12 protein-coding genes and 1 tRNA gene are annotated in these 12,876 nt (G+C 67.3%); 5 read left to right on the forward strand and 8 right to left on the reverse strand.

The annotated features are described in order from the left end of the window. Positions 1 to 49: 49 nt before the first annotated feature. The 5 genes from FB468_RS06260 to FB468_RS06280 are packed head-to-tail and all read right to left on the reverse strand — an operon-like array spanning position 50 to position 5,655. On the reverse strand, positions 50 to 1,507 hold the full coding sequence (locus FB468_RS06260; protein ID WP_141886583.1) for an MFS transporter: 1,458 nt from the start codon (positions 1,505 to 1,507) through the stop codon (positions 50 to 52). 54 nt (positions 1,508 to 1,561) lie between these two features. Next, the gene (locus tag FB468_RS06265; protein WP_141886584.1) at positions 1,562 to 2,431 is read right to left on the reverse strand and encodes a M48 family metalloprotease; all 870 of its coding nucleotides are present in this window, start codon (positions 2,429 to 2,431) and stop codon (positions 1,562 to 1,564) included. 26 nt (positions 2,432 to 2,457) lie between these two features. Beyond that, a complete protein-coding gene (locus tag FB468_RS06270) occupies positions 2,458 to 3,027 on the reverse strand; it encodes a LemA family protein (protein ID WP_141886585.1) in 570 nt (189 codons plus the stop codon). 55 nt (positions 3,028 to 3,082) lie between these two features. Then, entirely contained in the window at positions 3,083 to 4,417 is a 1,335-nt protein-coding gene (locus FB468_RS06275) for a D-arabinono-1,4-lactone oxidase (RefSeq protein ID WP_141886586.1), read from the reverse strand. Beyond that, positions 4,405 to 5,655: an alanine racemase gene (locus FB468_RS06280; RefSeq protein WP_141886587.1), complete on the reverse strand. Its 1,251-nt coding sequence runs from the start codon at positions 5,653 to 5,655 to the stop codon at positions 4,405 to 4,407. Before FB468_RS06280 ends, FB468_RS06275 begins: the two co-directional genes overlap by 13 nt. Positions 5,656 to 5,895: 240 nt before the next feature. Between FB468_RS06280 and FB468_RS06285 the strand changes: the two genes are divergently transcribed. After that, positions 5,896 to 6,567: a HEAT repeat domain-containing protein gene (locus FB468_RS06285; RefSeq protein ID WP_141886588.1), complete on the forward strand. Its 672-nt coding sequence runs from the start codon at positions 5,896 to 5,898 to the stop codon at positions 6,565 to 6,567. 1 nt (position 6,568) lies between these two features. Continuing rightward, positions 6,569 to 7,567, forward strand: coding sequence for a helix-turn-helix domain-containing protein (locus tag FB468_RS06290; RefSeq protein WP_170219642.1), 999 nt, complete (start codon positions 6,569 to 6,571; stop codon positions 7,565 to 7,567). A gap of 205 nt (positions 7,568 to 7,772) precedes the next feature. On the opposite strand, the gene FB468_RS06295 is transcribed toward FB468_RS06290, so the two are convergent. Next, entirely contained in the window at positions 7,773 to 8,411 is a 639-nt protein-coding gene (locus FB468_RS06295) for a CoA transferase subunit B (protein WP_141886590.1), read from the reverse strand. Between the two features lie 2 nt (positions 8,412 to 8,413). Then, positions 8,414 to 9,061 (reverse strand): CoA transferase subunit A, encoded by a 648-nt coding sequence (locus FB468_RS06300; RefSeq protein WP_246055945.1) that lies wholly within the window; start codon positions 9,059 to 9,061, stop codon positions 8,414 to 8,416. Positions 9,062 to 9,266: 205 nt separating this feature from the next. On the opposite strand from FB468_RS06300, the gene FB468_RS06305 reads away from it, so the two are divergent. Both FB468_RS06305 and FB468_RS06310 read left to right on the forward strand, forming a co-directional pair. Beyond that, on the forward strand, positions 9,267 to 10,040 hold the full coding sequence (locus FB468_RS06305; protein WP_211359094.1) for an IclR family transcriptional regulator: 774 nt from the start codon (positions 9,267 to 9,269) through the stop codon (positions 10,038 to 10,040). A 101-nt stretch (positions 10,041 to 10,141) separates the two neighbouring features. Beyond that, positions 10,142 to 10,218, forward strand: a tRNA-Leu gene (locus tag FB468_RS06310). Positions 10,219 to 10,256: 38 nt separating this feature from the next. Here FB468_RS06310 and FB468_RS06315 read toward each other — a convergent pair. Continuing rightward, positions 10,257 to 11,471 (reverse strand): exonuclease domain-containing protein, encoded by a 1,215-nt coding sequence (locus FB468_RS06315; protein ID WP_141886592.1) that lies wholly within the window; start codon positions 11,469 to 11,471, stop codon positions 10,257 to 10,259. A gap of 202 nt (positions 11,472 to 11,673) precedes the next feature. Here FB468_RS06315 and FB468_RS06320 point away from each other — a divergent pair, with 202 nt between their 5' ends. Further along, a complete protein-coding gene (locus FB468_RS06320) occupies positions 11,674 to 12,873 on the forward strand; it encodes a substrate-binding domain-containing protein (RefSeq protein WP_141886593.1) in 1,200 nt (399 codons plus the stop codon). The last annotated feature ends 3 nt before the right edge of the window (positions 12,874 to 12,876 follow it).

The following is a 12,876-nucleotide window of genomic DNA, read 5'->3' on the forward strand; positions in this document are numbered from 1 at the left end:
TCCAGTGGTTAAAGGGGTTCCGCGGGCTGGCCCGCACAGCCCTTCTAGCCTACCCTCCGTTGGGCTCCGGATCCTCGTCTTCCGCCCGAATCTTCCGGCCTGGCAGCTGGATGATGCCGGTCGTGGGCGCGGTCTCCTGCGGCGCCGACTCCCAGTTCGCGTCGAGGGGCGCCTCTGCCTCAGGTTCGCGGCGCAGCACGTCGAGCGGCGCGGTCAGCGTTTCGACCTGCGCAGCGCGGCTGTCGTCGAGCCCGGGCCGCCCGGCGTGGGTGATGCGCGGGCCCCCGTCCCAGCGCAACCGCAGCTGACGCTCGCTCATGAGCCAGGTCATACCGATCGCAAACGCGATGAGCGCGGCGACCCCGCTAATAACGAACGTCGATCGCGGGCCGAGCACGTCGGCGGCCGCGCCGACGAGCGGCGCGCCGATCGGCGTCCCACCCATCAGGATCGCCATATAGAGCGCAAGCACACGGCCTCGGACGGCGGGGTCAGACGTCGTTTGCACGAAGCCATTCGCGGTCGTCATCATCGTTGAGGTCGCGAGGCCGAAGAACACGAGCGTCGACGCGAACAGCCAGAACGTCGGCATGACTGCCCCGAGGAGGCTCACGACCCCGAGCCCGCCGACCGAGATGACAACGACGCGCATCCGCGCCGCCGGGCGGCGCGCCGCGAGCAGCGCACCCGTGAGCGACCCGATCGCGAGGATCGAGGAGAGCAGGCCGTAATCGCCCGCGCCGCGGCCAAACTCCACGGCCATCGTCGACGACATCACCGGGAAGTTCATGCTGAACGCGCCGACGAGGAACACCATGACGAAGATGACGCCGATGTCGTGACGGCTCATGACGTACCGGAAACCGGCCGACAGCTGCCGCATCTGCGACTCACGCTTCGCGCCGCGGTCGGGTTTCGTGTGCTGCGTGGTGATCAGCAGCAGCGCCCCGAGCATCGCGAGGAACGATGCCGCGTTGATAAGGAAGACCCAGCCCGAGCCGATCGCGGCGATGAGTACGCCCGCGACTGCCGGGCCGACGAGGCGGGCCGAGTTGAACGACGCCGAGTTCAGCGCGACGGCGTTTGACAGCTGGTCGTTGCCGACGAGGTCGGAGACGAAGGCCTGGCGCGAGGTCGCGTCGAAGGCGTTCACGATGCCAAGGCCGAGCGCGAAGGCGTAGAGGTGCCAGATCTCGGCCGACCCCGTGATGAGCAGCAGCCCGAGCCCCAGCGCGAGCAGCATGAGCAGCGACTGCGTGACGAGCAGCACCTTGCGCCTGTCGAAGCGGTCAGCGACGGCGCCGCTGAACGGGACGAGCAAGAGCTGCGGGCCGAACTGCAGCGCCATTGTGATGCCGACCGCCGAAGCGTTGTTGTCGGTCAGCTCGGTGAGTACCACCCAGTTCTGGGTCGTGGCCTGCATCCAGGCCCCCACGTTAGAGATGAACGCTCCGAAGAACCAAATCCTGTAGTTGCGGATGGAGAGGGATCGGAACGTACCTGACACTGCGTAGACAACCCCCTCATTAGCTGCCTCTACCCTACGCCTATTACGGCGAGGTTACATCTTTCCACCCATATCGAGCAGCCGGCGGATCCGGTCAGGGATGGGCGGGTGCGTCGCGAAGAGCCGCTGCATGACGCCCGGCTTGAGCGGGTCGGCGATCCACAGGTGCGCCATGCTCGACTGCTGCTTCTGCAGCGGTCGGCCGTACTCGGAGAGCTTGTGCAGCGCGCTCGCGAGCGCCTCGGGGTGGCGCGTGGTGAGGGCGCCGGTCGCGTCCGCGAGATACTCTCGCTGCCGCGACACGGCAAGCTGCACCATGCTCGCGACGAGCGGGGCTACGAGCATCGCGACCAGGCCGAAGACCATCACCAGCGGGTTGTTATTGTTGTTCCGCCCGAAGAACGCCATCCGCACGAGCATGTCGGCGATCATGCCGACGGCGACGGTGAGGCCGTAGACAATCATCGAGACGCGGATGTCGTAGTTGCGCACGTGACCGAGCTCGTGCGCCATGACGCCCTCAAGCTCAGCGTCGGTCATGATGTCGAGGAGCCCCGTGGTCGCGGCAACGATAGCGTGCTCGGGGTCGCGGCCGGTGGCGAACGCGTTCGGGGCCGGATCGTTCACGATGTACACCTCGGGCATCGGCATGCCAGTCGTGATCGCGAGGTTCTCGACGACGCGGTAGAGGCGCGGGTTGTCGTTCGGGCCGATCTGCACAGCCCCGCTCATCGAGACCGCCTGCTTCCCAGCCATGAAGTACTGGATGAGCGCATACACGAGGGCGAAGCCCATCACCGCGATGACGATGCCCGGCGACTGGTAGATCGCCGCGGCGAGCCAGCCGAGCCCGCCAACGATGCCGAGAAACAGCAGGATGATGAGGGCGCTGTTGATCTTGTTCTTGCGAACGGCGCTATACACGCGGGCTCCTTCCGCGATTCACTGCGTTAGAACTGGATGCGCGGGGGCTCTGCGATAGCCGCCGCGTCGTCAACCTCGAAGAACTCGCGCTGCGTGAAGCCGAAGGGCCCGGCCAGCAGGTTGTTCGGGAAGACCTGGATCTTGGTGTTGAGCTCACGCACGCCGCCGTTGTAGAACCGGCGCGATGCCTGCACCTTGTTCTCGGTGTCAACGAGCTCGCTCTGCAGCTGCAGGAAGTTCTGGCTCGCCTGGAGCTGCGGGTAGGCCTCAGCGACGGCGAAGATGCTCTTGAGCGCGGACTGCATGTGGTTCTCGGCGACCGACGCCTCCGCCGGGCTCTGCGCCGAGATCGTCTCCGCGCGCGCCTTCGTCACCGAGTCGAACACGCCCTGCTCGTGCGCGGCGTACCCCTTCACCGTCTCAACAAGCGAGGGGATCAGGTCTGCGCGCCGCTTGAGCTGCACCGTGATGTCGCTCCAGGCCTCCTCGACGCGCACGCGCAGCGTGACGAGCGAGTTGTAGGTAGCCCAGAGGTAGATCCCTGCAATGAGGACGAGGGCGACGACGACGAGCGTGATGACCAATCCGGTTGACATAGCTGAATACTAGCGTGGGAGCTCATGATTCTGCTGTGAGAGTGGCCGAGCTGTTCTACTCCCCCAAGACGCGCTCAAGGTATGGATTCGCGAACAACCGATCCGGATCCAACCTGTCACGGATCGCGAGAAACTCGCCAAACTTCGGGTAGCGTTCACCCAGGTCGCGCGCGCCGAGCGTGTGCATCTTGCCCCAGTGCGGGCGGCCCGCGTGCGCGGCAAGCACCGCCTCGGCCTCGCGGAAATAGTTATCCTCGCGATCCCGCCAGTAGCGGTGCACGGCGACGTAGCCGCTCTCGCGCCCGTGCGCCGTCGACAGCAGGAGCTCATCGGCAGCCGCCGCGCGGACCTCGATGGGGAACGAGACGCGGAACTTCCGCTTCTCGATGAGCGCTTTGAGGTCGCGCAGCGCGGCTGGAACCGCTTCGAGTGGCAGCGCGTATTCCATCTCTCGGAAGTGCACCCGCCGATTCGTCACGTAGACCCGGTGCGACTCGTCGACGTAGTCGCGGGCGCTCGACACCGACTGGATGGCGCGGTTCACCGCTGGCGTCGACGCGGGCACCCAGCGTTCGAAACCGACCACGGCGCCGAGCATCGTGTTGTTCACGATCTCCTCGTCGATGTACCGCGATACCGCGCCGAGCGGGCGTGCACCGCTGCCCGCGGCGCCCGCTGCGGGGTCGACGGGGATGCGCGTGTTCGTCTTCGTGCGCGCGCCCGTGGTGTGCGGGAACCAGTAGAACTCGAAGTGGTCGACCGCTCGGTTGCGCGCGACGTAGTCGTCGAGCACGCTGTCGAGCGCCTCGGGCGCCTCCACCGCGTGCAACAGGTACCGCGGAACACACTGGATCGTCACGGTGACGAGCACACCGAGCGCGCCGAGGCCGAGCGCGACGGCCGGCAACAGCTCGGGGTTCTCGTCTTCCGAGACCGTGATGAGCTCGCCCGTTCCCGTGACAAGGGTCGCGCCGACAACGCCCGTCGAGATCCCGCCGAGGCCGAGACCCGTCCCGTGTGTGCCGGTCTGGGTCGCCCCAGTGATCGTCTGCTTGTCGATGTCGCCCATGTTCGCAAGCGCAAGGCCGAGCGGCCCGAGGATCGCCGGCAGCTCCCAGAGGTGCGTTCCCGCCCAGAGGGTAACGCGGCCCGCGGCAGGGTCGGCGGAGACGAGGCCACGCATGCGGTCGAGGCGTAGCCGGATGCCGTCGGTCGCGCCGATCGCGGTGAAGCTATGGGAGGCCCCGATCGGCTTGACCGTGTGGCCCGTCTCGCGTGCGCGCTCCACGGCCGTCATGATTTGCTCTGCCGACCGCGGGTAGACCTCGGTTGCGGGCGTCGACGACTCTGTTCGTGCCCAGTTGTGCCAGCGCTTGCTCACAGGAAGCACTTCCCCTCTCCACGGTAGGTCGGGAGCGGATCGCCGGCGACACCGCCCGCTACGGGCACGACGGCGTTGCCGTGCTCCATCGGCTCCCCTGATTTGGTATGCCTGAGCCACACGCGGTCACCGACCCGCATGTCGCGGGCGGCGGCCCCAGCCACCGGCGTCTGCACCTCGCCCGCGGCCTCTCTCGGCGCATAGCGCAGGCCTTCAGGCCACACGAGCTGCGGCAGCCGGTCTGCGCCTGCCGGGCCCGATGCGATCCAACCGCCGCCGAGCAGCGTCGCGGTGTGGTCGTTGGGGCGGCGAACAACGTCAAGCGCGAAGGCCACCGCCGGCGCCGGGGTGAACGAACGGTAGTTGTCGAACAGGTGCGGCCCGAAGAGCCCGCTTCCCGCGGCAACTTCGGTGATGCCGCCCTCCGACACCGTGCGCTCGATCGAACCGGTGCCGCCGCCGTTCACGAACTCGAGTTCGACGAGCTCTCGCACGCCCTGCAGCGCTTCGCCTCGGCGCTCGACAAGCTCGGCGCGGCTCGCTCGCTGCATCGCGCGCATGACGAGCCCGGAGACTGGGTTGCCGACGGGTTCGTCGCCGACGCCCGCGATCTGGGCTTCGTATGACATGACGCCGGCGATCGTGAAGCCGGGCCGCCCCAGGATGTGTTGCACGAAGCCGCGCAGGCCCTCAGCCGTAAAGATCGGGCTGCGGAAAACGCCAATGTGTCCAAGTGCTCGACTGCGCCACGACGCATCGAAATCAAGGCAGAGACGAATGCTCGGGCGCTTCGTCGGCGGCACGACCGAGTCGATGAGGTCAAGCTGCTCGGGGCTGTCGACCATGAGCGTGACGCGCTCGGCGGCGCGCGGGTCGGCGGCGAGCGCAGCAATCGCGGCACGATCGGCCGTCGGGTAGGCCACGACGATGTCGCCGATCGTCTCGCTCAGCCAGTTCGCTTCAGCGAGCGAGTACGCGAGCACGCCCGCGTAGCCGGGAAGGGCGAGCACCGCATCGAGCACCTCGCGCACGCGAACCGATTTCGACGCGACCCTGATCGGCAGCCCGCCCGCGCGGCGCAGCATGTCATGCGCGTTGTAGCTCAGCGCCTCGGTGTTGACTGCGATCACGGGGGCCGAGTGCTCGCGCGTGGCCTCGGTCATGCGCTCCCAATACAGGGATGGGGTGAGCCAGGGTGTGCTGTCGGCTGCCGCGCGCAGCTCCGGTGCCGCGAGATCGAGGGTCATGGCTGCATTCTAGCCCTGACGCGCGGGCCCCCCGCGAGTGGTTGTCGCTATTCTCCAGCGTCGCCGCGGCGTCGCCCCCGGGTACGGAACCGCGTGTAGATACCGGCGACAACCGCCGCAAGCAGGAGGACGACGAGCAGTGCTTTCGCGAAGGCCATGCGGCAAGCGTAGCCGCTCTGCACTGGCGACTTGACCTTGACACGGTGTCAAGGTGTTGGGTACTCATGAGAGGAGATCACCATGAACCCGACAGATCACACCGCAAACCTGGCGACCGCACTGGCCTCGCCCAATAGCTCATCGCGGCTCCAGGCCGCGATGACGGCGGGGACGCACCCACGCCCCGACTACGTCGAGGCCCTCGTCGCCCGCTCAGGCACGGAGCCCGACTTCTTGGTCAGGGATACCCTCACCTGGGCGCTCGTCATGCACCCCCTCGACGCGGTGCTCCCCCGCGTGCTTGCCGAGCTCGACAGCGAGAACCCGCGCGCGGTCTCGCAGGCGCTGCACACGCTGTCGAAGCTTGGCGACGCGCGCGCCTGGCCCGCAATCACGGACGCGCACCTGCACTCGGCAGACGACGACATCGCCCGCACCGCCTGGCGCGCAGCAGCGGCCGTCGCCCCGGCCACCGAACACCCACGGCTCGCCGCGGCGCTCGTGTCTGAGCTCGGGCGCGGCGACATCGACACCATGCGCAGCCTCAGCCGGGTGCTCGTCTCGCTCGGTGAGGCCGCAACGGGGCCCCTCGCGGCAGCGGCAGCCGAGGCGACGGCGCGGGACAACGACGCAGCGCTCGCACACGCACGGGCGACGGAACGGCTGATCGCCGATCCTGATGCCTCGTTCGCCCTGGACCCCGCTGACGCGGCGAGGCTCGCGCGGGCGCTGTCACCGAGTTCAGGAAGCTAGCGTGCGCATCGGTGAGGTCGCGAGGCGCTCAGGGGTCAGCGCCCGCATGCTCAGGCATTACGAGCGGCTGGGGCTCCTCGTCCCGGCCGCGCGAACCGCGAGCGGGTACCGCGACTACACCGAAACCGACCTCGTCCACCTCACCCAGATCGAGGGGCTCCGAGCACTCGGTATGACCCTCGCGCAGGTCGCCGAGGCGCTCGACAGCGAGGCTGCGGGGCCGGAGGCTCTCATCGCCGACCTCGCCGAGCAGACGCGGGCGCGAATCGAGCGCGACACGGCGCTCCTTGCGCGCCTTACCACACTCACGTCGGTTTCCCCGGGCAACTGGGATGCCGCGCTCGCCGCGGTGAGACTCGCCCGCGGCCTCGAATCCCCGATCGCGGGCGAGCGGCAGCGGGCGGCGCTCGAGCTCGGCGCCAGCCCACAGGGGGCGCCCGCGGCGCAGCTCATCGATGCGCTGCTCGCGGAGGAGTCAACGAACGCTGCAGGCGCGCTCCGCTGGGCGCTCGTGCAGTCGGGCAGCGGAGCGGAGGTGCTGCGGGAGGCGCTCCGGGATCCGGATCCGACGCGGCGAGCCCGCGCACTCGCCGCGGCCGCTCAGTTCCCGGGCGACGTGGCGACCGAGCTCATCCTGCCGCTCCTCGACGACCCCATCGCCGTGATTCGGCAGGACGCTGCGCTCGCCGCCGGGGCGCGCAGTGCGGGGGCTGCGGTACCTGTGCTGCTCGGCCTCGTTGTCTCCGGGCCCCGCGATGTCGAGGCCGCTGAGGCGCTCGCCGAGATCGCGCGAGACCGGCACGCGGAACGGGAGATTCTCATCGCGATCGAGGCGGCGCTCGGTGACCCGGTAGCCTCGGGCGCCGCGCGTGGCAGGCTCACGCAGGCGCTCGGTGAGTTCGACCCGCGGGCGACCGCTCCCCTGCTCACCGCGCTCGCGGCCGATCAGGATCGGGCGGTCGCTCTCACTGCACGGTACCTGCTGCAGCGGGGCACGTAGGCCTTCTCCCCCTCGCTTGGCCCCTGCCCCTCCTCAGCTCCGGCCGTATCCATGTGATCTGCACTCCCAATGCCTCCGCCCCGCCGAACCGGCATTGGGTCTGCAGATTCCAGGGTTTGAGGCTGGGGTTTGGGCTTGGGTTTGGGCTCGGGCTTGGGCTTGGGCTTGGGCTTGGGCTTGGGCTTGGATTGAGGCGGGAGTGAACCTAGTCTTTGAGGTCGACCGCGAAGGCCGCCCCAGTCTTCTCGCGCACCTCAGCCTCGGTGTGGCCGGGGGCGATGCGCCTGAGCGTCAGCGCCCCGTCAGCGATGTCGAAGACCGCGAGGTCGGAAATGATGCGGTCCACGACGCCGACGCCAGTGAGCGGCAGGTCGCACTCCGCGACGATCTTCGGCGAGCCGTCTTTCGCAACGTGCTCGGTGATCACGATCACGCGCGGGGTGCCCGCGACGAGGTCCATCGCCCCGCCCATGCCCTTCACGAGCTTCCCCGGAATGGTCCAGTTCGCGAGGTCACCGTTGCCCGCGACCTGCAGCGCCCCGAGGATCGCGGTCTGCACGTGCCCACCGCGGATCATGCCAAAAGAGGTCGCCGAGTCGAAGATCGAGGCCCCGGGCACGAGTGTCACCGTCTGCTTGCCCGCATTGATGAGGTCTGCGTCTTCCTCCCCCTCGTACGGGAACGGCCCCATACCGAGGATGCCGTTCTCGCTCTGCAGCATGACACTCACGCCTTCGGGCAGGTGGTTGGCGACGAGCGTCGGGATGCCGATGCCGAGGTTCACGTACTGGCCGTCCTCAAGCTCGGCCGCGGCGATCGCCGCCATTTCATCACGAGTCCACATGGTTAGACCGCCTCTCGGGTGCGCACGGTGCGCTGTTCGATGTCCTTCACCGGATCCTCGGCGACGACGAGCCGCTGCACGAAGACCCCCTGCGTGTCGATGCGCTCGGGGTCGAGGTACTCATCGCTCAGGTGCTCGACCTCGGCGAGCGTCACGCGGCCCGACATCGCGACGAGCGGGTTGAAGTTCTTCGCGGTGAACCGGTACCGCAGGTTCCCCTCGCGGTCGCCTGTGTGGGCGCGCACGAGTGCGAGGTCTGCGACGATGCCGCGCTCAAGGATGACGCGCTTGCCGTCGAACTCTGCCTCTTCTTTCCCCTCGGCGATCGGGGTGCCAACGCCCGTCGGCGTGTAAAACGCGGGGATGCCCGAGCCGCCCGCGCGCAGGCGCTCAGCGAGCGTGCCCTGCGGCACAAACTCGACCTCGAGCGCGCCACTCAGGTACTGCTCGGCAAACAGCTTGTTCTCGCCGACGTACGAACCGAGCACTTTCGAAACCTGCCGGTTCTCAAGCAAGAGGCCGAGTCCCTTCCCATCGACACCCATGTTGTTCGACACGATCGTGAGATCCTTTACGCCCGCGTCGCGGAGCGCAACGATGAGATTGTGCGGGATGCCGGAGAGGCCGAACCCACCGACAGCGATTGTCATTCCGTCGCGAGCAACGTCTGCGATTGCCTCCGCGGCGGTGTTCCAGGTCTTTGATGCCACCCTTGCCACCTTTCGTTCACAATGCGGTCACACGGACCACCCTGCTGCGAGCGTAGAAGATCGCTCTAACGCTGCGCAACCACCACGCTGCGCGCGTATTCCAACTGCTCACACAGTGAGTAGCGCGCGTGCTAACGTTCACAATATGGACGAAATGCGCACGCCGGGAGCACAGGTCGTCGCACGCGTCACCGCGCTACTGCGCGAGCTCAGCACCACCATGCCCGAGGGCGTCGGCACCACGGCGCTCGCCACAGCGACGGCCATCTCGCGCCCCACCGCGCACCGGCTGCTCTCCGCGCTCGCCGAGCAGGGGTTCGTGGATCGCGACACTCGCACCGGCAACTGGCTTCTCGGCCCGGAGCTGTTTCTCATGGGCACCGTCGCCGCAGAGCGATACGACGTCACCGAGATCGCGCGCGAGCACGTTGCCGCTCTCGCCGACGCCACCGGCGAAAGCGCGTTCTTCTCGGTCAGGCGGGGAAGCGAGACCGTCTGCCTGGTGCGGCAAGACGGGAGCTTTCCCATCAGATCCTTCGTGCTGCACGAGGGCAAGCGGTTCCCGCTGGGCGTGGCGTCGGCGGGGCTCGCGATCCTCTCCTACCTGCCCGCGGCCACCGCAGAGCGCTACCTCACCGAGACCGACCTCACGGGCGAGTTCGGCGACGCTCACTCGACTGACGCGCTGCGCGCGCGGATCGCGGCGACCCGCGACACGGGCTACGCCGTGAACCCCGCGCTCATCGTGCCCGGTAGCTGGGGCATGGGCGCCGCGGTCTTCACCGCAACCGGCCAGCCGGCCTGGGCCCTGAGCCTCACCGGCACCGAGCACAGGTTCGCGGCCGAGCGCCAGCCCGAGCTCGGCCGCCTCCTGCTCGACCACGCGCACCGGCTCACGGAGCGGCTCGCGCGCGGGTAGCTGGCGCGGGCGCCGTGCCGCTCTGCCCCTGCCGTTCTGCTGGGGCGGTCGGCGTCGACAGGCGTTCTTACGCCCCTCCCCGATGTGGGAGGATTGCACCACCCCCTATAGCCCAACTGGCAGAGGCAGAAGACTTAAAATCTTTTCAGTCAGGGTTCGAATCCCTGTGGGGGGACCACTTCAGACCCGAACAAAGCAGACTTGCGACAGCTCACGTCAGCGGAGGTAGTCACGCAGCCACTCCTCACCAACTACCGGGACGCCGTATTTTCGCGCCTGCTGGGCCTTCCCTGACAGCGAATCTGGGTCGGCAGCCACGAGGAGTCTCGATTTCTTGGTCACGCGGGGGTGTGGGACAAGCCCCACCCCAGCGAGCTTCGCTTCCCAGACTGCTCGCTCCACGCTCATTTCTCCGGTCAGCACCACGTGGTCGCCTGGGGCAAGCGCGAACCCTTCGAGGGGCAGAGAAGGCTCACTCTCGTCTTGGACGGTCAGATGCAAGTTCCACTCCGAGGCCGGGATAGCAAGCATCTCTCCCACCGCCGCGAGATCCTCAGCCTCGCGTTCGGTGAGCACGCCATCAGCCCACGCTCGCCGTCGCAGCGCTTCAAAGTATCTGCGGTTCAAACCTTCAACGTCCTCACGGGAGAGCCCCAGAGCATCAGCGAGGGCGACGAGTTGCGAGGCTTCACTTGCCGAAATAACGTGATCTAGCAGTGCACGATCCAACGCTTCGAGGTAGGAGTTCTCGGCTCCTTCAGCTTGCACTTCGAGCGGCGGGTCCGAAATGCGCTCGAGAAAGTGCTGCGGTTCCTCAAACAACTCCCCACGGCCCTTCCACGCGACCCCCCTGCTGGCTGGAGTAGGAAATCGAAATCCTGTCCCCATCGCAGAGGCTGCGGCCCAGTACGGTCCCCACTCCGGCGCACCCCTGGTCGCGGCAATGTAGACACTCAGCAGCTGAGCCGTAGCGAACGAATCTGCACCCGCCGAGTGTGCGTCGACGAGCGGCACCCCGAGGTGAGCGCAGCACGAGTCCAGCGAGCCACGGCCCCCAACACCGAAGCTTCGAGACAACTGCATCGTGCAGAGATGCGGCACCGTGTCGCCAAAATAGAGCCCGGCACGCGAGAACTCTGCGACGAGAAACCTGAGGTCAAACGAGGCGTTGTGCGCCACAAACGTGCGGTCACGCAGCAAGGCAAGCAAGTCGGGCGCGATGTCTTCAAACAGCGGCGCGTCGATGAGGTCAGCGCCCCGGATTCCATGTATTCGCTGTGGACCAAGGTCTCGCTGCGGGTTGATGAGCGTCTCCCAGCGCCCTGATATCTCGCCGCTGTCCTCAACGTGAGTGACTCCGACCTCGACAACTCGATGGTTGTAGGAGGGCAGAATACCCGTGGTCTCAAAATCCAGTACAGCAAAAGGCATCTGGCGGCCCTCCCTTGGTTACTGCCAACGTTTTCAGACCCTACCGTAGAAGACGTCAGCGCCGCCCCACTCGGCTCTTTGGGTCGCCAACGTGGCCGCAACAAATTTCCCTTGACGCACCGGGCGCATGTGGCCTACCGTTGGGACTTGCAACCTGAATCAGGTTTCATAAACCAACCTTCCAAGGACGAAAGGTACGCGCATGCGCATCGGAAAGAAACTCGCGTTTGGTGCCCTTGTGGCGTCAACCGCACTGGTCCTGTCGGCGTGCGCGCCGGCAGCTTCGGCTCCCGAGTCCGGCGGTGACACTGAGGGGCCCAGCTCGGTCACCGTCGGCATCATCACGAGCGAGACCGGACCCCTCGCGGGCTACGGGGCCCAGTACCTCGACGGCTTCAAGGCTGGCCTCGACTACGCGACCGGCGGTACCGGAGAGGTGGGCGGCACGAAACTCGACGTGAAGTACGTCGACGACGCCGGCGACCCAGACAAGGCGGTCACCGCGGCCAAGGATCTCATCGGCCAGGGCGTCAACCTGCTCGCGGGCAGCGCCTCGTCGGGCGTCGCCGCCGTCGTGGCTGAGCAGGCCGCACAGAACAAGGTGCTCTTCATCTCCGGGCCGGCAGCGGCCGACGCCATCACCGGGATCAACGAGTACACGTTCCGCTCGGGCCGCCAGAGCGCCCAGGATGTCGCGACCGCGGGCACTTTCCTCGACGACATCAGCGGCAAGACCGTCGCGGTCCTCGCGCAGAACAACGCATTCGGGCAGGGCAACGTCGCCGCCGTCGAGGCCATCCTCGGCGCAAAGGGCGCATCGGTCACCCCGGTGCTCGTCGCAGAGGATGTCACCGAGTTCACGCCGTTCGCAACTCAGGTGCTCGACACCAAGGCAGACCTCGTCTTTGTCGCGTGGGCGGGCGCAACGACCGGTGCCATGTGGCAGGCGATGAGCCAGCAGGGAGTGTTCGACTCGATGCCGGTCGTCACCGGCCTCGGCGACTCGGCAACGTTCGGGGCATACGGCGAGGCCTCCGAGAAGATCAGCTTCCTCAACCACTACTTCCCGGGCGCCCCCGATAACGACGTGAACACCGCAATGGTGAAGGCTGTCGAGGACGCCGGCGGCACCCCCGACCTGTTCACCCCCGATGGGTTCAACGCCGCGCTCATGGTCGTGCAGGCTGTGAAGGAAGGCAAGGGCGACGTCGACGCCATGATTGCGGCGCTGAACGATTTCTCGTTCGACGGCCCGAAGGGCAAGACCACCGTTCGCGGGAGCGACCACGCCCTCATTCAGGAGATGTACCAGGTGAAGCTCGTCGCACAGGACGGCAGCTTCGCCCCCGAGTTGGTCGCCACTGTCGCCGCAGACGACGTGGCTCCCGCCGAAGCGAAGTAGGAA

This window comes from Leucobacter komagatae (genome assembly GCF_006716085.1).
Taxonomy (GTDB): Bacteria; Actinomycetota; Actinomycetes; order Actinomycetales; family Microbacteriaceae; genus Leucobacter; species Leucobacter komagatae.

Coding starts and splice junctions, on each gene's coding strand:
- FB468_RS06270 (WP_141886585.1), bottom strand. CDS start 3,027: ATGTCAACCGGATTGGTCATCACGCTCGTCGTCGTCGCCCTCGTCCTC.
- FB468_RS06280 (WP_141886587.1), bottom strand. CDS start 5,655: ATGACCCTCGATCTCGCGGCACCGGAGCTGCGCGCGGCAGCCGACAGC.
- FB468_RS06285 (WP_141886588.1), top strand. CDS start 5,896: ATGAACCCGACAGATCACACCGCAAACCTGGCGACCGCACTGGCCTCG.
- FB468_RS06295 (WP_141886590.1), bottom strand. CDS start 8,411: ATGTGGACTCGTGATGAAATGGCGGCGATCGCCGCGGCCGAGCTTGAG.
- FB468_RS06300 (WP_246055945.1), bottom strand. CDS start 9,061: ATGACAATCGCTGTCGGTGGGTTCGGCCTCTCCGGCATCCCGCACAAT.
- FB468_RS06305 (WP_211359094.1), top strand. CDS start 9,267: ATGGACGAAATGCGCACGCCGGGAGCACAGGTCGTCGCACGCGTCACC.
- FB468_RS06315 (WP_141886592.1), bottom strand. CDS start 11,471: ATGCCTTTTGCTGTACTGGATTTTGAGACCACGGGTATTCTGCCCTCC.
- FB468_RS06320 (WP_141886593.1), top strand. CDS start 11,674: ATGCGCATCGGAAAGAAACTCGCGTTTGGTGCCCTTGTGGCGTCAACC.